Here is a 21,620-nt window from a genome sequence, read left to right as displayed (position 1 = left end):
TGATTTGTGTTACTCTGCAAACTTCACGCCTTTGTCAGTGAAGTCAACACTGGCGGAACTGGTGCTGCGGATACTCTTGCGACCAACTTCAGCTTCAAACAAAGCAAGCACTTCATCTACAGGTTTTGGCCCTAGTTCACCATCGACTCTGTCGCGCACCGCAATGGTTCCGCTGGCCACTTCCTTTTCACCAACGATCAGCATGTATGGAATCTTCTCCAATTGTGCTTCGCGAATCTTGTAGCCGATCTTTTCAGGTCGGAAATCGCCGGTGACACGATAACCTGCCTTCAGGAATCGGTTCATGATGTCGTGAGCGTATAAAGCCGATTTCTCACTGACAGGCAAAATGCGTGCTTGTTCAGGTGCCAGCCACAATGGGAAGGCTCCTGCAAAGTGCTCGATCAGTATGCCGATAAACCGCTCCATCGATCCCAATGGAGCGCGATGGATCATCACCGGGCGATGAGGCTGATTATCAGCACCTGTATAGACCAGATCAAACCGTTCTGGCGCGTTGTAATCGAGTTGAACAGTTCCCAGTTGCCATTCCCGGCCGATGCAGTCCTTGACAATGAAATCGACCTTGGGGCCATAAAACGCTGCTTCACCCAAAGCGATTTCGATATGAGGCAGGTCTTTAATTGATCGTGCAACATCTTCAATCGCCCGTTCGGCCTTGTTCCACGATTCCGGCTTGCCAATGTATTTCTCACTGCGTGGATCGCGGAAACTCAACCTGACTCGGTAGTCATTGAGACCCATGGTGCGAAGCATCATCTGGGTCATTTCAATGCAACCCTTGAACTCCTCTCCAACCTGATCTTCTGTACAGAATAAATGTGCATCGTCCTGAGTAAAGCCACGCACGCGAGTCAGCCCGGACAGTTCGCCTGTCTGTTCAAAACGATATACCGTGCCAAACTCCGCCAGGCGTACCGGTAAATCACGGTAACTGTGCGGAGTTGCCTGATAAATCTGAATGTGGTGCGGGCAATTCATAGGCTTCACGAGATAGCCTTCCTGGGATTCAATCCAGGCTTTCAGTGAAGCAATACGTTTTTCAGGAGAGGCCTCCGGATCATATTCCTTGAGTTCAACCTGCTGGCTTCGGGCGAGTTCGAGAAATGCCTCTTCCTGATCACGTCGCAGTTCATTGTTCTGCAACTGAGTCAGCCAGGTATCAATACAGGAACCCATCGGGTGCAGATACAGGGGTGGGTATTGTGCATCCCGATAATATGGAAAATGTCCGCTGGTGCGGTAGAGTTCCAATCGACCAATATTGGGGGTGTACACAGGTGAATATCCCCGTTTGATCAATTCATCCTTGATGAATGTTTCCAGAATACCTCGAACAGTGGCACCTTTAGGCATCCAGAGAATCAGACCTGAACCTACGGACTGACTGATAGTAAACAACTTGAGTTGCTTGCCTAGAACGCGATGGTCGCGTTTCTTGGCTTCTTCAACCTGAGTGAGGTAGGCATCGAGTTCCTTTTTGCTGAAGAAGGCGGTGCCATAAAGTCGCTGCAATTGTGCACGCGATGCATCATTTTTCCAGTATGCACCTGCGATGCTCAACAGCTTGAAAGCTGCTATTTTGCCAGCATGAGGGATGTGCGGCCCTCGACAGAGATCGATGAATTCACCCTGTCGGTAAAAGCTCAACCGATCGAAGCCTTTCAAGCCATCCTTGATGTGCTCGACTTTGTACTCTTGATCGAGGTGGTCCATCAACTCCTTGGATTCACCGATGCTTCGTTCAAATCGTTCAAAAGGCTCAGCTTCCTTGATCAGCCGTGCCATCTCTTCTTCGATCTTGGGGAAATCATCCTCTTTGAGTGGAGGATCGCAATCAATGTCGTAATAGAATCCATTTTCGGTGGTAGGGCCGAAAGCCAGTTTGACATGCGGGAATAATCGCATTACCGCGCGTGCCATCACGTGAGCGCAGGAATGGCGTAGCACATCAAGGGCCTCACGGTCTTTTTCAGTTAGTAACTGGAAATCAAGAGGAACCGCCTCCTCAGGCAATTCTCGATCTAGATCGACGATTGAACCATTGACTTTCGCAGCGATTGCTGCGTCAGCCAATCGTTTGCCAATCGAAAGTGCAATATCCTTGGGACGTGATTTGGAGGGGAATTCTTTGGTGTTGCCGTCAGGCAGGCGAATCATGACCATGTCTGGCTCCTTCACAGGGTGCCGCCTCTACAACAGGCGTCACAGTTTCCTATCCCTCCGGAACAAAGGGAGGGTCTCTGTGATGATAGATATGCTGTTGACAGGGTAAAGACCAACGTGGTTCGCACAAGGTTATCGCATGGTCTTTACGAATTCTTCAAAGAGATACATGCTGTCGTGTGGGCCGGCTGCGGCTTCAGGGTGATATTGCACACAGAAGATGGGCTTGGTTTTATGGCGAAGACCTTCGAGAGTGTTGTCATTCAGATTGATGTGGGTGGCTGCAACATCCGATGGTAGGGAATCAATATCCACTGCAAATCCATGATTCTGTGTAGTAATCTCCACTCGGTTTGTCTGTCGGTTGAGGACAGGCTGGTTGGCGCCGCGATGTCCAAACTTCAGCTTGAATGTCTTGCCGCCTAGTGCATGGCCCAGCAGTTGATGTCCCAGGCAAATGCCAAAGACTGGTTTTCCAGTCTGGCACAACTTATGGATGTTCTGGATGATGCCGCCCAGTGCTGCAGGGTCGCCCGGACCATTGCTGAGGAAAATGCCTTCAGGTTCATACTTCAACACTTCTTCAGCGGTAGCGGTACCTGGAACTACAGTTACCTCGCAGCCAACATGTGTCAGGCAACGAAGGATGTTCCACTTCATGCCAAAATCCATAGCCACAATTCGGTGTCTGGATTTGCCAGCAGGAATAATCTCCTTCGTGAGGAAATGATCAAGCCCCCCTTTTTTCCAGACGAATGCTTCCGCTGGTACAACTTCTTTGACAAGATCGCGTCCCAGCATGGGAGGGGTCGATTTGGCTTTTTTCAGAAGTTCTGCATCATCCAGGCATGTTGTGGAAAGTACGCCATTCATGGCTCCACGCACTCGCAGTCGCCTGACCAGCGAACGGGTATCGATTCCTTCGATGCCCAGGACTTTATTCTCTGCGAGATAATCCTGCAGGCTGGCTTCACTGCGAAAATTGCTGGGGCGGCGATCTGCTTCCCGTACGATGAATCCTTGAACCTGAGGCTTGGGGGATTCGCGATCTTCTTTATTAATTCCAGTGTTGCCGATGTGCGGATAGGTCATGGTGACGATCTGTCCGCGGTAGCTCGGATCGGTCAGCACTTCCTGGTAGCCAGAAAGACTGGTATTAAAAACAACCTCACCAGAGGTTTCACCTGTGGCGCCAAATCCGGTGCCGGTGTAAACTGATCCATCTTCGAGAGCGAGCTTAGCAACAGGGTAAGGCATGGAGGTTCCATTATCTGATATCAAAGTCTGATGTAGAGAATCCGAAGTTAATCGCCCAAGATTCTTTGTGCAGCCTAACCAGAATTGCTGTTGGAACTATGGAATTCAATCAGATAGGATGACGACCATACACCTGAGGGGAGATTGTGTTTGTTATTCTGGTAATTGTCATCTGTTATCTGATTGGAGCGATTCCTTTTGGTTATCTGGTAGCCAGATGGGTGAAGGGAATCGATATTCGTGAGCATGGCAGCAAGAATATTGGAGCTACCAATGTTGGACGAGTGCTGGGTCTGAAGTGGTTCTTCGTGGTCTTTTTGTTGGACTTCATTAAGGCAGGAGTGCCCGTCAGTATCCTCCTATGGGGATGGTTGCCCGATGTTACTCCAGAGACTTGGCCACATTCAGGTGTCGCTGCACTGGCAGGTCTTGCCATATTGATCGGAAATATGTTTCCTGTTTACCTGAATTTTCGTGGTGGCAAAGGGGCGGCAACAGGAACGGGTGTCATGCTGCCGATGGCGCCCTGGTCATTGCTAGCTGCGATTCTTACTTTTCTGGTGGTCTTCTTCACCACGCGATATGTTTCGCTGGGATCAATACTCGCAGCTTTGGTGTTATCCGTAACACAATTGGCAATACAGAGAAATAATGCCCTTTCGGGAGAGAATTTACCGGTTACTTTGCTCTGTTTGGCAGGAACTGTTCTGGTTATCTGGCGGCATCGCAGCAATCTCGTTCGATTATGGAATGGAACCGAAAATCGAATCACCAAAAATCCGAAGAAACTATAAGAAACCAACATAACGATCACAGGCTATGGTAAAAGACCTGCAGTTTTCATCATTCAGTTGACAGAATCTTGCTGCTACGGTAGTTTTTTACCATAGAATGACATGCCTTATGCTATGGAATACTGAACGTGTGTTATCGTTCAAGCAAGGCAGATGATCTCATTGAAAGGAGATACGGATTTTCCGCGAACCCCCTCGTGCTCCGGTCCAGGACCGTGGCCCACGCATCAACGAACAGATTCGACTGAGTCCGATTCGTGTAGTAGGCGCTGAAGGAGAACAACTTGGTATCCTTCCCACGATGCAAGCATTGGAAAAGGCCCGTGAACTTGGCCTCGACCTGGTAGAAGTTGCGCCGACCGAGCGACCACCAGTCTGCAGAATTATGGATTATGGAAAGTTCCGTTTTGAACAATCCAAGAAGGCAGCCAAGTCTGCCAAGTCACATCAGCAGAAACAGAAAGAAATTCGAGTCAGTCCAGTCACTGGACAGCACGACATAGATGTCAAGCTCAACCAGGCACACAAGTTCCTTCAACATCACGATAAGGTTCGCATCTGTGTCCGATTCCGCGGCAGACAGTTGCAACATATTGAAGAAGGAAAAAAAATACTCGAAAGTATGATCGAGAAGCTTTCAGACGTCGGCAAAGTGGAAAGTCCACCTCGAATGGAAGGCAAGCAGATGGCTGCCTTAGTTGCCCCCAAATCAGGGCATTAATGAATTTTGCAGTATGGAACAGCAACAAGGAGGCACAATGCCTCCTTGTTGAACTCAGGTTATTACTTTCACTTTCATGGTGTTGCCACGACCAGCTTGGCTGGTTGAATATCAACTGTTTCGTTCAGTTTCAGTTTAGATGAAACAACAACTTTCTCACCAGGCTCAAGTCCCTGACGGATTTCAACCTTTTTGCCATCCGTACAACCAGTGCGAAGTTCGCGTGGCATTAATCCATCCCTAGTCATGACCATCACGTAGGATCTGCCTTCCTTTTCAGTGATAGCAGAAGCTGGAACCTGTAACGCATCGGGCAACGTATCGAGTGTGAATTCGACTCGAGCTTTCTGACCGAGATATGTCCAATCCAGAGGCTCATTATTGGTGATGGAGACGAGAGCAACAAAATCCTTGGGTTGTCCATCAGGCCTGGTCCAAGTCGATTCTGCCTGAAAATCCACTTTCTCCAAAGTTCCCTGGTATTGAGCGCCAGACTCATCATCCAAGGTGATGCGAGCTTTCTGCCTAGTTTGCAGTTTGCGCATTTCTGACTCGCCCAACCTGACTTTGACACACACCTTGTCCAATTGAGGCATCGAAAATATCGCCTGACTTGGTTGGAGTGTTGAGCCTTGAGCAGGTCGGGTCTTTTGTGCTTCCGCTGGTGGAGCGGCGACGATACCATCACGCGGGGCTATTACCTCGACGTTAGCCAGTTGAGTTTGCAACAGGGTAAGCTTATTCTCTTCCGAAGTTAATCCAGCTTTACAAGTTGTGATATCATTCTGTGCTTTCAGCAGGGCTGCACTTTGTGTCTTTTTCAATTTGCTATATTCTCGTTTCAACTCATCCACTTTTGCCTGCAGGGTACGTTCCTGGCGCGGCACCATGTATCGTTCATAGATTTTGAGTCGAGACTGATTCTGTGCCAGGGCAAAACGAGAACGTTCCAGCTCTGCTTCCTTGGCTTTTAATTGCTCACTGCTGATGAAGCCTCGTTTGTGAAACGTTCTAAAGTAGGACATTTTTTCTTCAGCTTCACGCAGGTCGCGTTCAGCCATGGAAATCTGTCCTCGGCGATCATTCAGTTCCACCTGTTTCTCTTCATTCACGTACCGGTTCAGATCACTCTGGGCGAATTCCATTTGTAAATCCATGGATGCCAGCTCGCCCTCGTTTTTGGTCTTGAGGGCATCGAGGGCTTCCTGGGCTTCCTGCAGTTTCATTCTTGCCGCGAGAATCTTGCTTTGCTGATCTGCCATGGTGGAGTGCAGGCTGGAAAGATCGAGCTTGGCAATCACATCGCCCTTCTTGACCCGGGTACCATAAGGGACCATTGATGTAACGGTCACGGGTGCAGAAGTAATTGGGTTAGTGATCAGAACAGTCGAGTTTGACTCGATGACGCCTTGTTCAATCAGACAAACGTCCAGCGGAGCTTTTGTGGCACTGATCAGTGTGAGCGGTGGTTCAGTGATACTTACCACTCCAGGAGCGGGACGAAACCAGAGGTAGCCAGCACCGAGTGCAACCAGTGCAGTGAATGCATAAGGAATCCAGAGCCTTCTTGATGTAGTTTGTGCTTGTACATCGTAAGATGGCGAAGGGATGATTTCGTGACTGACATGCACAATATGTGTTGGAGCAACGGGGTAAGCCGTGCTCATAGCCAGTTCCGAAGTTACCGTAGTGGGAAGCAGATCCTTCTGCATCGTATCAGTCTCAAGAACACGGGACGGGTTAAAAGTCGTTTCAATCATGGTTGGGGACAATGGCGATAGTTTGGTCGTCATGGTAAATCCCCCTTTCGTCAAGTTGAAGTAATTCCATATCGAGCAAAAGCTGTAGCCTACCGGTTTCATAGTTAACCCAGTTGGCAATCAGCGTGTTTTTAGCAGCCAGCAGGGAGGAAAGAGCACTGAGGGTGTCAAGCGTGCCGGTTGCTGGGTTTAGATCGCCGCCAATCAAAAGCCGGATGCGGGTGGCTTCCAATTGTCTAGCAGCAGCGATCAGGCTTTGGCGGGCGATTTCAAAGTTCAGTCGGTCGGTTTGCAGTTGGCGCAAATTTCTTCGCAACGACTGAACCACCGAATCGCACCGATTGAGGTAGGCTCGTCGTACTCTATGATACTGTATAATACTGGTTCGGAAAGTATTTCTTTCGATCTGCCTGTTCAATGGGCCATCCAATTGAACGCCAATGCGATATGAACTGGCCTGTGCAGCAAAATCGTAAGGATGAGAATTAAGTGGAATATCGCCAATATTCATCCCAGAAACGATATTGAGGCCTGGAAGTAAGCCATTAGCTGAAATATTAAGACGTCGCCAGCTATCCACCACTCTGGCTTTCTCATTCATTAAATCCAATCTATTTTCCAGTGCGATGCGAATACATTCATCTTCAGTGAAGTTGAAGTGCTTTAACTGAACTGCGTATACACGAACTTGTGTTTGATAAACCAGCAAGTCGCCCTGAATTGCCAGCAACTCCCTTACTCGTCGTTTAAGGCGCTCAAAATCTCTGGCTCTTTCGTTTTCAGTTATCTCTTTGAGTAGTTGGTTCAGTCCTCCATGCAGCTTGCTTAATTCAGTGCTCAAATCTGTCATGCGTTCAGTCAGTTGAGTTAAATCCAGCCTGGCTTGTTGAGCATCTGGATCAGCAGTTTCTTTTGGCAGTGATTTCAATCGGGTATCCAGTTCTTTTACCACGCTTTGCGAAACGGTTTGTGTTCGCTCAATGATCTGACGACAGGTTTCAGTCATGCTCTTCAATTCACTCAATACCGGTGGCTGATCATTTTGCCTGATTTTGAGATCCAGGGCTGCCAGATCGTTTTGAATGGAATCCATCTCAGGTGTTGTCAGTGCAAACTGTTCAAGCAATGTATTCTCCAGTTTGACAGGCAACGCAGGTGGCAATCCAAGAGTGTACTTATAATTATCCAAAGCGTTTTCATAGAAAGTTCGGGTTTGAATCAGTGTGGCCTGTGCCTGCTTTAGTCCCAGGAAAATCTGGTCAAGCTGTACCTGGGAAATCGAACCACCCTTGGCAATCAGAAATTGATGCAGTTGATAAATCTGTTCCAGTCTTCGAACATTATCTTCCTGATTCCTGATGTTCTGCTCAGCCAGTTGTAATCCAAGGTATCCACCATCACGCATGGAGAGATTGAAATAATACTGTTTGCGAAATCGGGCGAAATCGCGGATGGCATACAGTACATTGCGTTCGCCCTGTGTTAGAGTTTCCATGCGAACGTACTTGCCACCATTTCGCAGCAGAGGCTGAAGGAATGTACCGCTGATAGAACTGTTTACCCGGTAGTGATTTGGCCCGGTGTATTCAAATACAAAACTGTTGGCGAAATCAATGAGAAGTTGGCCACCCGTCGAGAAAGCTTTGGTAAAGCCCAAATTGGTGTTGGTGGTCACTGTATTCGATTCAGTCGGGTAGCCATTGGTACCAAAGTGCTGGAAGAAGGTGCTGTTGGTCAGATACCATTGACAGGCGAATTCAAACCGGTTGAGTGTAAGTGCCAACGCAGTCAGGTAGAGGTTTTCAAGTTCAGTTCGAAAGAAAATGCTGTGGATCTGCCCCAGCAGAACTGCACGCTCCGCGTTCAAGGGGACAGCACCGTTCTTATCGAGTGGCAGATAGGCCATCCAATCGGGATTATCCCAGTTGTCCGTGTAACCATAGTTATCCCAGATGGTTGATCCACGAATACCGTTAGCGTAAAGCATGTATTCGTGAGCGTAGGAATCATCCAGCGGTTGAGGTGGCTTCACCATATTGCCGGGTACAAAAATCCGCGATTCCGGCGGCGGGATAATATCTAGGTCAGGAATGGTCCAGGAGTTGGTGTTCCGTTCCTCCAGCGCAGCATAGGTCTCCTTGTCTGCATCACGAACGTAGTATTCGCGAGAACAGCCAATACCAATCGCCAAAACTATGACGAAGCTCCAACGGAGCATGATGCATGTTGTTGCCTGTGCAGCAACAACTCCCCCTCAGGTAGCTAATCCCCCTAACACGAATGCAGATAACAAGATCGAGTGAAGGGGTCAAGAAGAGTAACTAGTTTGTGCTTTCCTAGATTACCTATCTTTTCTTGTTTAAACCAATTGAGTTGTTACTTCCATTGTTTTATTGCATTGATTACTCTGAACTGCTGATCAACCGACATGTCGTTGAAGAAAGGAAGTCTAAGCAGACAGTCGCTCATACGCTCAGTAACGGGACAGTCGCCCGGTTTGCCTCCATATTTTTTACCCATGTCGGAAAGATGAAGTGATTGATAATGAAATACGGAAATGATGTTGTGTGACCTGAGATATGCAATCAACGATTGCCTTTTCTCCAGTGATGGCATCACGAGATAATACATGTGGTAGGCTTGATCGCAATCTTCAGGCACATGGGGCAGTTGGACGTGATGCTTACTGGCCCAATCCTGCAGTTCGCTGTTGTAACGATTCCAGATCACCCGACGTTTAGACTGAATTTCTTCTGATCGCTCAAGTTGTGCAAAAAGGAACGCAGCCAGGACGTCGGAGATCAAATAACTGGAGCCGACGTCTACCCAGGTATACTTATCGACCTGCCCGCGAAAGAACCGACTTCGGTTGGTACCCTTTTCACGGATGATCTCAGCACGCTCGATGTATTGAGGATCGTTAATCAATAATGCTCCGCCTTCACCACAAGTAAAGTTCTTCGTCTCGTGAAAGCTGAGCGTTGACAGGCAGCCCAGCGTACCGAGTGGCTTGCCTTGGTAACGGCCAAACAATCCGTGGGCATTGTCTTCAACAACAGAGATACCATGCTTGCGACAAATAGCCAGGATTGGTTCCATAGCACAGGCAACACCGGCATAATGCACGACAACCAGTGCTTTGGTTCTGGGTGTAATCAATCGGGTAAGTTGCTGTTCGTCCAGATTGATGGTATCCGGTCTGATATCTGCAAAAACAATTCTAGCGCCACGTAATGCAAAGGCATTGGCTGTTGACACAAAGGTAAAAGCCGGAACGATCACTTCATCGCCTGGTTGAATATTCAGCAGCAGTGCTGACATTTCCAGTGCATGGGTGCAGGATGTGGTGAGCAATGCTTTGGCAACACCGAGTTTGGATTCGAACAGTTGATGACATTTTCTGGTGAAGGTCTGGTCGCCTGCAATCTGTCCTACCAGCAGGGTCTCGGCAATGTACTGGAATTCTTTGCCAATGGTGGAAGAGCGATTAAAAGTTATCAGTTGCTCATGCGACATAGGTTCTTCCTAAACATATCGGACTAAACGGCACGGGCAACCAGAAGGCAACTGCTGCCCCAGAAAAGTGTTTTCTTCTGGTGGATGCGTTGAAGTTCCTTCTGTCGCGACCGATCCATCCATTTTCCGATAAATCCCGATCGAGGGCGGTGTTCCTCTTGAACCTTCTCTGATTTGCTTTGTTTACGAAAACCAATGGCTGAAGGTATGGATCGGAGCAGGAAAATGGGAATTGTCAGAAAACTGAAAAAGTAAGTAGAGTATTCAACTTGATAGCCAGTTTGTTCAATTAGTTTTTTAAGTCGTGAAAGAGTAAATCGCCTGAAATGACCAGCTTCAACATCCTCGTGCGACCAAAGCATGCTGAATGCAGGCACGGTGATGTAAAGTAAGCCACCTGTCATCATGCGAGTGCGTAGATATTTCATCAAAGATTGATCATCATTGATATGCTCGATGACATCAAATAGACCTGCAGCTGGAATACTGGCTTCAGCCAATCCAGCATCTTCCAGCGTAGAACAAATAACCTGTTGGACACCCCGTTTTCTGGCATTCAATGCACCGGCAGGCCCCGGTTCCAACAGAATGACTTCCAGTCCTTGCGTCTGAAGTGCATTGGCAACACAGCCATTTCCTCCGCCGATGTCGAAGAATGTACCTGCAGGCGGGAATTGCTTCACGATTTCGCACAAGACCTGATTGCGATGTTGAAACCAGAATGAAGTGTCTTCGAGTTGGTAATACAGTTGATTACCTTCTTCAGGATAGGATAGCTGATGTGAACGCTGGCTTCGCCAGATGCCATGTTCATCGAATTGAAGTTGTGAAGAGAGATCTGCAATGGATTTCATGAACTGCCTGTCGATTGCGTCCAACGATGAAGCCAGACCGATTGCTTGATGATAAGGAACTGCTGCATGCAGTAACTGGCCAAAGCTCCTGTATTCCTGCCTTGCGTTACTACCTGCACTCTCTGGCATTTCTGTTCATTAAACCAACCTAACCCTTTTCGTAATAACGCTTGCCCAATTCCTTTCCCCTGATATTGCGAAGCGACTCCAAATAGACCAATAGTGCCAAGCTCGCCCTGGGCTTTGCAGGTCAGGTAACCAATGGGCGAATCGTTCTCATCAACTTTCACCCAAACAACTCCGTCGGTTGCAGCACATTCATTTCTCATCCAGATGGCATAGAGTTCACGAGCCTGGGCAACTGGAAAACGACGATCAGCAAAAAACCTGGTATCCTTATGCAACTCGACGGATAGAGCCTGCAGTTTCTCGATATCAGAATCACGTGCGGATCGGATTTCATTATCTGATGCATGCGAAGGAACGGAGATTTTCATCGATCGCTTCAGCAATACCCGCATATCAACAAACTGAAAGCTGTAGTGTTGAGCAAGATGAATAGCGTCAACGTGTTCGATGGGGCAATCGTAATACGTGCATTCAATATCGTGCGATTGAGCCCAGAGCAGATAGGCCTGCAACTCAACTTCGGTCAATGGCTGCAGAATGCGGGCAATACGGATACCAAACAAATTGGTATCCCAGTAGAGGAGTTGCCAGGGTTCACTCTCACCAGCTTGCATCAGCATTCGTTTCCAGAAGCTATACATACATCAATAACAACGAAGTGAATAATGTTGTTATCTAGTACTGCTGCAAAAAGGAATACCTTCAAGTCTGCAATATCGTTTTCTGTAGCACAAGTGAAAAAGGTACAGTCTTATCATGAAGTCGAATCTAATGAGCATAATAATCTGCAAGTTGCCTAATGACTGAGCGGATATCGAATTGAGGCTGATAATTCAGCTGTTTTTTCGCACGATCAATCGACACATTCCATACTTCGTCGGGTGCCGGGTCAGCTGTTGAGGAATGCTCAATTGTTGATTTTGAGTTTAGTAGTTCAATACATAACCTGGCCAATTTCAGGTTTGAGATACAATCGCTGCCGCCCAGGTTGAAAATGCCTGTGCCAGTGTACGAAAGTGCGTTGCAGACGCATTGTGTAATGTCGCGAACATCAACATAGTTCTGTTGTCTTTCACCACTGCCTTGAATTTGCAGAGGCAAATGTTGAATGGCATTTTTGACAAACGCTGGCAGAATCCGCTGTTGAGGCATGTGAACACCTACCGGTGCTGTCAGCCTCAAGATTACGCGTGAAGGAATATCTGATTGGAGCAGGACCAAGTGCTCGCCAAACAGTTTGGATGCATGGTACAGGCTGAGCGGATTCACAGGGTGATCTTCAGTGATGGGATGGTACACTGGCTTTCCAATTACACCAATCGATGACAGGTAAACAAACGTCTTTGAGTGCCACTTCCTTGCAAGTTGGATCAACTGCTCGGTGCCGATAATATTCGTAGTGATGATTTCAGGATGTGTGTTGTCGTAGCTGATCTTTGCTGCAGCATGAATTATGGCATCGCAGCGTGGACTGTTAGAGAGGACTTTCTGAACTAAGGATGCATCGCCCAGTCTTCCAGTTACATAATCACAACGCAGCTCAACATTTTGATTATTCACAAGACAAGTAACATCATGTCCAGCTTGTATCAAATGCCTGGCAATGGCCCCACCGACCAGACCAGATGCGCCTGTAATCAGGACTTTCACTGCTTTCTCCCGAACTGTTCGAATTGCTGAATGCTCTGAGCAGGATTCTCAAAGCTTCCCTTCGACTGAAAACGGGTGTACGATTGTTCGTCGAGATACACTTCATTCCAGAACCGCAATGCAAATCCGTTCCGAATCTTTGCCAGATCGTACGCAGGTTCGCCAAGAATATAGTGACGTATTCCTGCTTCTACATCATTAAAGCCCAGCTCGGCTCGGATGGGTGCTGTACCCGAATAACGTAAATTAATCTCGAAACATACTGGTTTACCCCGATGCATTCGCAATTGCATGTTGCATGGACCACTCGGCTTTAATCGCTGACTGATTCGCATCACTTCCTGTTCAACAATCGGCGAGTGTGTGACCTGTGCGCACACCGTCGTGCCATTCTGTAAATCTCGCTTGAAAAGGATGATGCCACGAACCTCGCCATCTATGTCAGAAAAGCTGGCAGCGGTAATTTCGTTTTGTTGTTCAGGTAGAAATTCCTGGATGACATATTCTGCATTGCCACGCAAACTGTTGAGTTGTTCGATGCTATCAATCCGCATGGCGCCTTTCGCACCTTTACCCACTTTTGGCTTGGCGAATAAGGGCAGTCCCAGATCATTAAGAAGATTCAAAACGTCCGCCTCGTTACCGGCATCTACTGATTTCGGATAATTCAATCCGTTAGCTTTCAGCCAATGGGCTGTTTTCAGCTTGTCATGACAGATTTCGAGCCGTTCATACGACGAAGAAATGACCCTGGCAGTGGTATTCTGCTGCAAGGCTTTCTGGTGCAGTGCCATGGCAATCAGAATTTCTTCTACACCGGTCAATATGCCGTGTATCTGAAACTGATTACAGGTGGTTATCAACCAATTGATGAAATGCGGATCGGTGGCATAAGGCGTGACGAGAGCATGATCACAGAAGTAGAGCCCTGCTGCTTCAGCACGTACGCAACCGCCAATGATCCTCAAAGGCAGTTGTGATTTCCTTAACGCTTTTAAGATTCCCTGACTGACGTTTCCACCCAATCCCAAGAGCAGGATATTCACTGGGGCTGTCATGTCGTATCTCCTGTCACGACGCGGACAGTATAGGAAGGTCGATCCATCATGCGGAAGTGCATACGTGCCAGGTATTCACCCATGATGCCCAGGGCAAAGAGCTGAACCCCTGAGAATAGTGAAATAACTGAGGCAAGGAAGGTGAATCCCTGAACGCCTCCACCTGTTACAAAATAATTGATCAGCAGATAAACAAGCAACAATCCGCCAAACAAGGCAAATCCAAATCCAATGAAGGTCGCCAATCGCAGAGGTACGGCACTAAAGCCGGTAATCATGTTCATCGCATGCCGTGCAAGCTTTGAGAAAGTGTAGTTCGATTTTCCGATTGTACGCGGGTCATGTCTCACTTTGACTGAGGTAAAACGTGTGCTGCCCCAGGTGAGGAGTACATCAACGGAAACATATGGACTGGAATAAGTGGCAAAGGCATCACGCAACTTGGTGCGAAACAGGCGAAATGCTGAAACCTTGCGGGCAATCGTGGTTCCCATGGCGCTTTGCAGGGCCATCTTGGTGACTACTGAAGCCAGGTCTCGCCATAGGCCATGCTGTTCCTTCTCAGGTGTACCATACACAACATCAGTTTCATCATTCAGTGCGTTCATTAGTTTGACGATCTCACCGGGCGGATGCTGCAGGTCGTCATCTATCGTAACAACCACGGGAAAGCGTGCTGCTCGTATACCACATAAAACGGCATTATGCTGACCGTAATTGCGCATCAGACAGATGCCACGTATCCAGGGTTTCTCTACTGATAAAGTCTGGATGACCTTCCAGCTATTGTCTCGACTGGCATCGTTCACCATGATGACTTCGAAATCAGGTAAAGACAATGCTTTCAGCGCTGTTTCCAACTGTTCAATTAACGGAGGCAGGCTTTTCTCACTCTGGTAAACTGGAATAACAACAGAGATGGCCGGATATGAATTCATAGTAATTCAAAGACATAGGTACTGATTGTTATTCTGCTGTTGTTGGGAAGAGAGTCAACGGCACAGCATGTAACGGGTTATTTCCGAACAATCTGCTTGAGAACGTCGCGTAATTTTTGATGAATTTTCAAACGACCTTTTGAAAGTTGCTGTGCTTCACCCAGGTTGATGCACGGGTCAGGGAAAGGCAAAACCATCAGGGCAGATTTGACATCGGGTATCAATACATATTTGCGAGAGGTCAAAGCAACATCGATTTGACATTCACGCAGAAGCTCGAGATCACGGTAGAAAGTGCGGATATCGATTTTGAGCTTATTCAGGATTTGGGCACGGGTTCGCGGGCCTTCACCCAGCCATTCCACCAGCCGATACAGCCGGGCGGCTCGTTCCAGACTGACAGAAACCTGAACGGTTGCCTTGCGTGTGCTACCCATCAATGATGTCTCTTAAATCCTGTAAGAATGAGTAGCGCGGGCCTCATCGCCTCACGTGCCATCATGCTTCTGAGATACTAAGCCCTGTGCTCCGGGTTGACAAGGGGCTGTCACCGAGACTTTCATGAAGATGAAAGGTGTATTATTTCCACAAATTCTTTATTTCCAATTGGGCTGGATCAAGTACGACATGCCGTATTTTCTTCCGCTTCCAGGTGTAAACAATGTGAATTTTTCCGTCACTGGACTGTATGACTGCAGGGTATGAATATTCCCCTTTATCATTCTCCAGAATGGCTGCGGCTTTCCAGTTTTTGCCATCATCGGAGATGGCGACATTCAGTGGTGTTCGTGCTCGGGAAACAACTCCAGCAATATCGACATGGTTGTAGACCAATAGCTGTCTGCCATCTGTCAAAGTCACTCCATCAATACCGGAATTGGAATGGGGTAATGACGTTGGTGTCAGTTTGGACCAGGTTTTGCCTCCATCACCTGACCATGTTTCGTAGATCTTGCCTTTGCCCCGAGTACGATTCAGTGCCTGTATGCGACCCTGCGGATGCAGTAACAAAGTTGGCTGAATGGCTCCGACGTCCTTGCCGTCATGAATGGGACCTGTGCTGGTCCAGGTTTTCCCCTGATCAGTGCTGCGCTCAAAGTGCAGTCGCCAGCCCTGGTTCTCGGTGCTGCAGCCTGAGAGAATGGTGCCATCGTCTAGGGTGATTGCCTTGTTCTTGATGGGGCCAATGATGTTGTCAGGTAATTTCTCTGCTGACGACCATGTCTTGCCATGATCTTTGGATCGTTTGACTTCGCCCCACCAGGAAGCAGGAATAGGGCCAACTTTGTAGAAGAGCAGTAAATCTCCACCCTTGACTTGATGCAGTACCGGATTCCATGTTGGGAACCGCTTCGTGGAATTGATAACACCGTCGGCGACTTCTACGGGTGCTGTCCATTTTCCATTCTCCAGACGTGAAATCCATATGCCGACATCACGGTGCTTTTCTTCGGTTCCTCCAAACCAGGCTGCAACTATTCCCTGGGGTGTTTCAACAATGGTAGAGGCATGACACTCTGGAAACGGCGCTTTCTCGTAAATGAATTCACGCACCAGTACACCGGGCTGTTTGCTCAGCTCTGTTTCATCCAATGTCAAACCGGCAAGCAATACACAAAGTAACATCATGAAACCCAAAGTGATGAAAAGTGATTGATTTGGCTGGTTCAGCCAGACTGTTCCTCAGATGATTGTGACGATTATGGATGCTGTTGTCAAAGTTCAATTGTTATCTTTGACAAACAGGCATCCGCCTTTCACTTCCTTGACGAGTCTCCAGCCAGGTGCAGTGCGAAGGTACGCTGCGAACTTGCTCTTGGGCTGCACAAGAGCCAGGTTGATGCCGTACCGTTTAGTCCATTCATTCATCCAGTATTCCTGTTTTTCTCTCTCTTGCGGAGTTAACACCGTGGGTGCATCAGGATCTGGATTCTTGGGTTTGTCGGCTGGCTTGTCGCGGATGGCATCCAGGTAATCAAGTAGAAATGCTTCGCCATAGAGTTCGCAACGATCATCTACGAATACTTTCAGTTCCGGAACATAGCGGATGACCATGCCTGCCAGGCGATCTTCGTTGAATAATTTCACATTCGGTTTTTGTGCCTGCTCTTTCATTTCAGGAATCAGTTCCAGCGGCCACCATTCCTTATCGAGTTCGACAAATCGCAAACCGGTGATAGGGACAGCCAGTATCAACAAAGGGAATAAGCGAGCTGCAATAATGCCCCAAGTCGGTTCTTTTGGATCGTCTGGCTTGGGTTCAACATACAGATCACTTCGCTTGGCCAGCCAGTGCATCCATTTGCAGTAAGGCAACATGTCGATGATCGCAATCATGGCGACCAGTGAGAACAATGGTGCATGACGAATACGAGAACAACCGAGAATCAGCCAGACAATAGGCAACAGCCAGACAACTCGAGGGCGATGCTTTGGCCATGTGCCTGCCAGAATAAAGAAGTAGAGAAGGGCTTCACTCAGAACGGTGATTCCGACTGCACTGGTTGGATTGAGTGGAGCATGTTCCACAATAATCTTGGGCAGATCAGCCTTCATGATCTCTGCCCACATGCGCATGTAATCGTAGCCATAAGGATTAACCAGGAACACTGCAGTGGCGGCAATACAGAGTAGGATCAACCAGCCAACAGTTTTCCAGGAATCGATAGGTGAATTCCAGCCCAACAACCAATAAACGCCCCAGCCGAAGAAGACGATACCCAGGGTGCCCCAGCCGCCGAGCACGCCGCCATGAATATTGGCCCACAGACAGAATGCAGGGATAATCCATAACAGATGAAGTTTTTTCAACCTGCCTGCTTCAACATCAGTGAGTAAAGCCATCAGAAAACACATGCCTGCCATCGTGATGAGATGGGGTCGGGCATGGAAATGATGACAACATTCAAAAAACGCAAGTGAACCAATGAGCGCAGCAAGTATGGGATGACATCCAAACCGTACGGCCCGGCCTGCCAGCCAACCGAACATACTTGCAAAAAGAGCTACGGTGGCCCAGAAAATTCCATCGTAACTGGCCCATTCATAGAGTTTTGCCATGGCAACTTCACCCAGCCACTGGAATGGTATCCAGAATTTGCCAGCAAAGGTGTGACTGAATGGGTCAGTGGTAATCCAGCCCTCATGGAGGAGTTTTTCTCCAACGACCGGGTGCCAGAGGCAACAAGAATCGCGGAACATACCACCTGATTCGGTAATGGTGAGTACTGCGACGACAAGGATTGCACCCGCCATTTCAACCAGCCAGGCATAATGGGCCAAGCCGTGCGGGGGCGGAACAAAAGGTTTCTTCTCCCCCTTACCCTTCGAGGAAAGGGGTTGAGGGTATGTGGCTTGGGGGGAGGGCGATGACATCAAACACCTGCATATTGAAGCAAAGAACTTGGCAGCCCGACGCGCTAGCGAGGGTGGACCTTGCGATTGCACATCGCCCCTCGCTGGCGCGTCGGGCTGTCATTACTATAGCTCGCAGATCGCAAAATCCTAAGCTGATAATAGCTTCTGCACCATAAAGGATGACTCCTTGTCTACCATTCCCTCTGAACGGCAAACTTTGGCTAAAACGCTGGGTCAAATCTGGGGTCTGCTGGCGTTAGCCGCACTCTTTGGCATGGGTGGTTACCGCCTTTTGAATAAAGCGTACAGTTTAACGTATCTCCAGACGGAAGGGATTCCGCTGACAGCATTCGACTGGTTCCTCTACGGATTGATCATTCTGCTCGGTGTAGGAAAGGCATATGCCATTTTCTATCGCAAGATGGTGCCCCGCACGCTGGCACGTTGTCGAACTGCACTGGGTGAAACAGGATGGAGCATGGACTATTTGCTGGCTCCGTTTTGTATGCTGAGCCTGTATCGACCCTGGAAGAAGAAGCATGCGATTCTTAGCTGGATCGTCATCCCCGTGATGGTTCTGCTGGCAGTCAGTTTCGTACTCTGGGTGCCAGATTCGGTATTCAAAGCGGCAGTTGATTGGGCTGTTGGTGGGGCACTGGCTTTTGCTGCATTGCTCTACATTGTTGCCTTGGTGCGATTGCTCGGATGGCTGGCTATGGGAGCGAAGTTTGAGCAGCATCCGTTCCCAGTGAGTGCGGATTAGGTCACTGCAAGCGCACCCCCTCACTACCAACCCCTCTCCCGCCAGGGGAGAGGTGAGAAAGAGAATTCAATGCTCCGTCTAGGCGTCAATATTGATCACGTTGCAACCATTCGTCAGGCAAGGCGAGGTCGGGAGCCTGACCCCGTGTGGGCTGCAGTGCAGGCCCAGCTTGGCGGGGCGGATGGGATTACGATCCATCTACGGGAAGATCGCAGACACATTCAGGATGACGATGTGCTGCGACTGCGGCATGCGGTGCCTGGGCGACTCAACCTGGAGATGGCATGCTCGCCGGAGATTGTGGCGATTGCCTGCAAGGCGAAACCCGACTATGCGACATTGGTGCCGGAAAAACGGCAAGAACTGACAACCGAAGGCGGTCTGGATGTCGTGGCAAACGTGAAGGCTGTGACTGAAGCAATCAAAGCGCTGCAGGGGGCAGGAATCGCCGTTTCACTGTTCATCGATGCTGATCCACGCCAGGTGACAATCAGCAAGGAACTAGGTGTGGAAGCAGTGGAGTTTCACACAGGCCAATATGCAGATGCGGTGAACGCAGCAGCGGTAGCGGAGGAGATAGCCCGACTGAAGGCAGCCTGTATCCAGGCTAATGAAGCCAAACTGCATGTGCATCTGGGGCATGGACTGAATTATCTGAACGTGCAAGCGATAGCTGCCTTGCCTCATGCAGAAGAACTCAACATTGGCCATAGCATAGTGGCAAGAGCGGTGATGGTGGGCATGGAACGGGCGGTGCGGGAGATGAAGGAACTGATGCGAGGTTTGTAGTCCTCACTCAGAGAGTGAGAACTACTATTTCAACAACTCATCAATGCTGTTCGCAGTTATCGAATGATACCCCGGTCTTGCTTTGGCGTATATGGCTTTCGCTCGTTCTTTGCCTTGGGGCGTCTTGATCAGCGCTTCGTAGAGAGGTTTAACATAAATGCGACGGCCGACGGTGATGAGGAACGATTCAACGCGGGGGTAGGCTGGTTCGTAGTTGGCCCGGATGGCTATTTCGAGCCACTGGCAGAGGATTTCGTTGTTGCCGGTCTGGGTGAGGTGATGGGTATCGTCGAGTTCCTTCAGTTTGTTGGCTGGAATTGTTTCCGGAAGAGATCGGAGAAAGTAGAGCCATTCCTGGGTTGACCATTGTTTGCCTGGTAAAGCATGAGCTTCAAGCCAATTCGATTTAAATGCTTGGGCAAGTTTCTCAACATGACTGAGAGCAGGTGATACAGTAGCAGGAATCCCGGCGGGCAATCCGGGTTTGTTGATCCATCCATCCAGTGGAAACGCTTTGGCCAGTGCTGCATCTTTGTCGAGCAGTTCTTTCTTGAGGTAGGCAACGAAGACATCGGTGGTCACGCTCTGAAAAGCATGACTGGCGAACCAGCCTTTCAGGAAGGCATCAAAGCGTTCACGGCCGATGAGTTTCTCCAGATGCAACAGAAACAGAAAGCCTTTCTCGTAGGGAATATCAGTGACGTTCTCATCAGGATCGAGACCATTAAGATCAATATGCAGAATCTGATCGCGGGGTTTCATCGATTTGATAGACTTCTCTAGTACATTGCGGCCAATTTGCGTTTCCATGATCGCTCGGCTTGAGCCATAAACTTTTTCGAGGATGCGGCGTTCGAGGTAGACGGTGAACCCTTCGTTGAGCCAGAAGTCGCGCCAGGTGGCGTTGGTGACGAGGTTGCCCGACCAGGAATGGGCCATCTCATGGGCGATGAGCGAGACCAGGCTCTTGTCACCGGCCAGCACGGTGGGTGTGGCGAAGGTCATGCGCGGGTTTTCCATGCCGCCAAACGGAAAGCTGGGAGGCAGGATCAATACGTCATATCTTCCCCATCGATAGGGGCCATACATCGACTCCACTGCTTCCAGCATGAGTTCCATGTCTTCAAACTCTTTGGCAGCCTTGGCAACGACAGAGGGTTCAGCCCAGATGCCTGTGCGTTTGCCAATACGCTGAAACTTGATGTCGCCGACGGCGAGGGCGAGCAGGTAAGCGGGGATGGGCTGTTCCATGGTGAAGCTGAACGAGCGTGGCTTGGCTTCATGGCGGGTGGCGCTCATGACGGGCTGTAACGGGAATGGCACATCCACAAGACCTGTATAAGTGAAGCGGACTGCGGGAGAATCCTGCACTGGAATCCAACTACGGGCGTGGATAGCCTGCGACTGCGAGAAGAGGAACGGGTGTTGTTTGTAAGCGGTCTGGGCGGGTGTCAGCCATTGCAGACCGCTCGCAGCGGCGCTGGTGGCGTAATGGATGCGCACATACTTCGTCGCAGGGGTAATCTTGATGTGCAGGGCGGAGCCGAAGATGCGGTCTTCTTTGTCTAGTTGGTGCGTAGTGGGCTTATAGTCTTTGTCATTGTCGCTGATTTCACAGCGGTTGATGGTGAGCTGACGGGTATCGAGAACAAGTTCCGTCGGCGATTGGCCAGGCATCGTCTTCAGGCGATGGGTGACGTAGCCGGTGAGTTGTTTCTTGTCGAAATCGACATTGAGACGCAGGTCGAGGTGTTCGGTGCGGATCTGGTGGGAGTTGGCAAATGAGTGGGGATCGGGATTAGTGGACTGCAGAGAGAGCAAGAAAAGCAACGGGAGCATGATTAATT

General features: G+C 49.1%; 18 protein-coding genes. 4 read left to right on the top strand and 14 right to left on the bottom strand.

From position 1 onward, the window contains the following. Window positions 1-9 precede the first annotated feature (9 nt). Window positions 10-2,187: a threonine--tRNA ligase gene (locus tag JNJ77_03385; GenBank protein MBL8821605.1), complete on the bottom strand. Its 2,178-nt coding sequence runs from the start codon at window positions 2,185-2,187 to the stop codon at window positions 10-12. Between the two features lie 132 nt (window positions 2,188-2,319). Further along, window positions 2,320-3,444, bottom strand: coding sequence for a glutamine-hydrolyzing carbamoyl-phosphate synthase small subunit (gene carA / locus JNJ77_03380; protein MBL8821604.1), 1,125 nt, complete (start codon window positions 3,442-3,444; stop codon window positions 2,320-2,322). 143 nt (window positions 3,445-3,587) lie between these two features. On the opposite strand from carA, the gene plsY reads away from it, so the two are divergent. After that, window positions 3,588-4,238, top strand: coding sequence for a glycerol-3-phosphate 1-O-acyltransferase PlsY (gene plsY / locus JNJ77_03375; protein ID MBL8821603.1), 651 nt, complete (start codon window positions 3,588-3,590; stop codon window positions 4,236-4,238). A gap of 178 nt (window positions 4,239-4,416) precedes the next feature. Then, window positions 4,417-4,959: a translation initiation factor IF-3 gene (locus JNJ77_03370; GenBank protein ID MBL8821602.1), complete on the top strand. Its 543-nt coding sequence runs from the start codon at window positions 4,417-4,419 to the stop codon at window positions 4,957-4,959. 74 nt (window positions 4,960-5,033) lie between these two features. Here JNJ77_03370 and JNJ77_03365 read toward each other — a convergent pair whose 3' ends face one another. From JNJ77_03365 to JNJ77_03315, 11 genes are all read right to left on the bottom strand, one after another. Beyond that, window positions 5,034-6,752, bottom strand: a complete 1,719-nt coding sequence (locus JNJ77_03365) for an HlyD family efflux transporter periplasmic adaptor subunit (protein MBL8821601.1) — start codon at window positions 6,750-6,752, stop codon at window positions 5,034-5,036. Next, on the bottom strand, window positions 6,712-8,937 hold the full coding sequence (locus JNJ77_03360; GenBank protein ID MBL8821600.1) for a TolC family protein: 2,226 nt from the start codon (window positions 8,935-8,937) through the stop codon (window positions 6,712-6,714). Before JNJ77_03360 ends, JNJ77_03365 begins: the two co-directional genes overlap by 41 nt. Before the next feature lie 158 nt (window positions 8,938-9,095). Continuing rightward, a complete protein-coding gene (gene rffA / locus JNJ77_03355) occupies window positions 9,096-10,235 on the bottom strand; it encodes a dTDP-4-amino-4,6-dideoxygalactose transaminase (protein ID MBL8821599.1) in 1,140 nt (379 codons plus the stop codon). A gap of 23 nt (window positions 10,236-10,258) precedes the next feature. Beyond that, window positions 10,259-11,089, bottom strand: coding sequence for a class I SAM-dependent methyltransferase (locus JNJ77_03350; protein ID MBL8821598.1), 831 nt, complete (start codon window positions 11,087-11,089; stop codon window positions 10,259-10,261). Continuing rightward, complete coding sequence (locus tag JNJ77_03345) at window positions 11,086-11,838, bottom strand: GNAT family N-acetyltransferase (GenBank protein MBL8821597.1); 753 nt, start codon at window positions 11,836-11,838, stop codon at window positions 11,086-11,088. The genes JNJ77_03350 and JNJ77_03345 overlap by 4 nt, the downstream gene beginning before the upstream one ends. 148 nt (window positions 11,839-11,986) lie before the next feature. Next, window positions 11,987-12,868 carry an NAD(P)-dependent oxidoreductase gene (locus tag JNJ77_03340; protein ID MBL8821596.1) on the bottom strand — a complete coding sequence of 294 codons (882 nt, stop codon included), beginning with the start codon at window positions 12,866-12,868 and terminating at the stop codon, window positions 11,987-11,989. Then, window positions 12,865-13,926 (bottom strand): ATP-grasp domain-containing protein, encoded by a 1,062-nt coding sequence (locus tag JNJ77_03335; GenBank protein MBL8821595.1) that lies wholly within the window; start codon window positions 13,924-13,926, stop codon window positions 12,865-12,867. The genes JNJ77_03340 and JNJ77_03335 overlap by 4 nt, the downstream gene beginning before the upstream one ends. Beyond that, a complete protein-coding gene (locus JNJ77_03330) occupies window positions 13,923-14,864 on the bottom strand; it encodes a glycosyltransferase (protein ID MBL8821594.1) in 942 nt (313 codons plus the stop codon). The genes JNJ77_03335 and JNJ77_03330 overlap by 4 nt, the downstream gene beginning before the upstream one ends. A gap of 77 nt (window positions 14,865-14,941) precedes the next feature. Further along, window positions 14,942-15,301, bottom strand: a complete 360-nt coding sequence (locus tag JNJ77_03325; GenBank protein ID MBL8821593.1) for a hypothetical protein — start codon at window positions 15,299-15,301, stop codon at window positions 14,942-14,944. A 142-nt stretch (window positions 15,302-15,443) separates the two neighbouring features. Next, entirely contained in the window at window positions 15,444-16,490 is a 1,047-nt protein-coding gene (locus JNJ77_03320; protein ID MBL8821592.1) for an exo-alpha-sialidase, read from the bottom strand. A gap of 96 nt (window positions 16,491-16,586) precedes the next feature. Beyond that, complete coding sequence (locus JNJ77_03315; GenBank protein MBL8821591.1) at window positions 16,587-18,239, bottom strand: hypothetical protein; 1,653 nt, start codon at window positions 18,237-18,239, stop codon at window positions 16,587-16,589. A gap of 169 nt (window positions 18,240-18,408) precedes the next feature. On the opposite strand from JNJ77_03315, the gene JNJ77_03310 reads away from it, so the two are divergent. Continuing rightward, on the top strand, window positions 18,409-18,984 hold the full coding sequence (locus JNJ77_03310) for a hypothetical protein (protein MBL8821590.1): 576 nt from the start codon (window positions 18,409-18,411) through the stop codon (window positions 18,982-18,984). Between the two features lie 69 nt (window positions 18,985-19,053). Beyond that, on the top strand, window positions 19,054-19,773 hold the full coding sequence (locus tag JNJ77_03305) for a pyridoxine 5'-phosphate synthase (protein ID MBL8821589.1): 720 nt from the start codon (window positions 19,054-19,056) through the stop codon (window positions 19,771-19,773). Window positions 19,774-19,797: 24 nt separating this feature from the next. Here the strand turns inward: JNJ77_03305 and JNJ77_03300 are convergent, their stop codons facing one another. Then, entirely contained in the window at window positions 19,798-21,612 is a 1,815-nt protein-coding gene (locus JNJ77_03300) for a M1 family metallopeptidase (GenBank protein ID MBL8821588.1), read from the bottom strand. Window positions 21,613-21,620: the final 8 nt, after the last annotated feature.

The organism is Planctomycetia bacterium, assembly GCA_016795155.1.
GTDB lineage: Bacteria > Planctomycetota > Planctomycetia > Gemmatales > HRBIN36 > JAEUIE01.
Note: the sequence above shows the minus strand (reverse complement) of the source record. Positions and strands in the feature narration are given on the sequence as shown.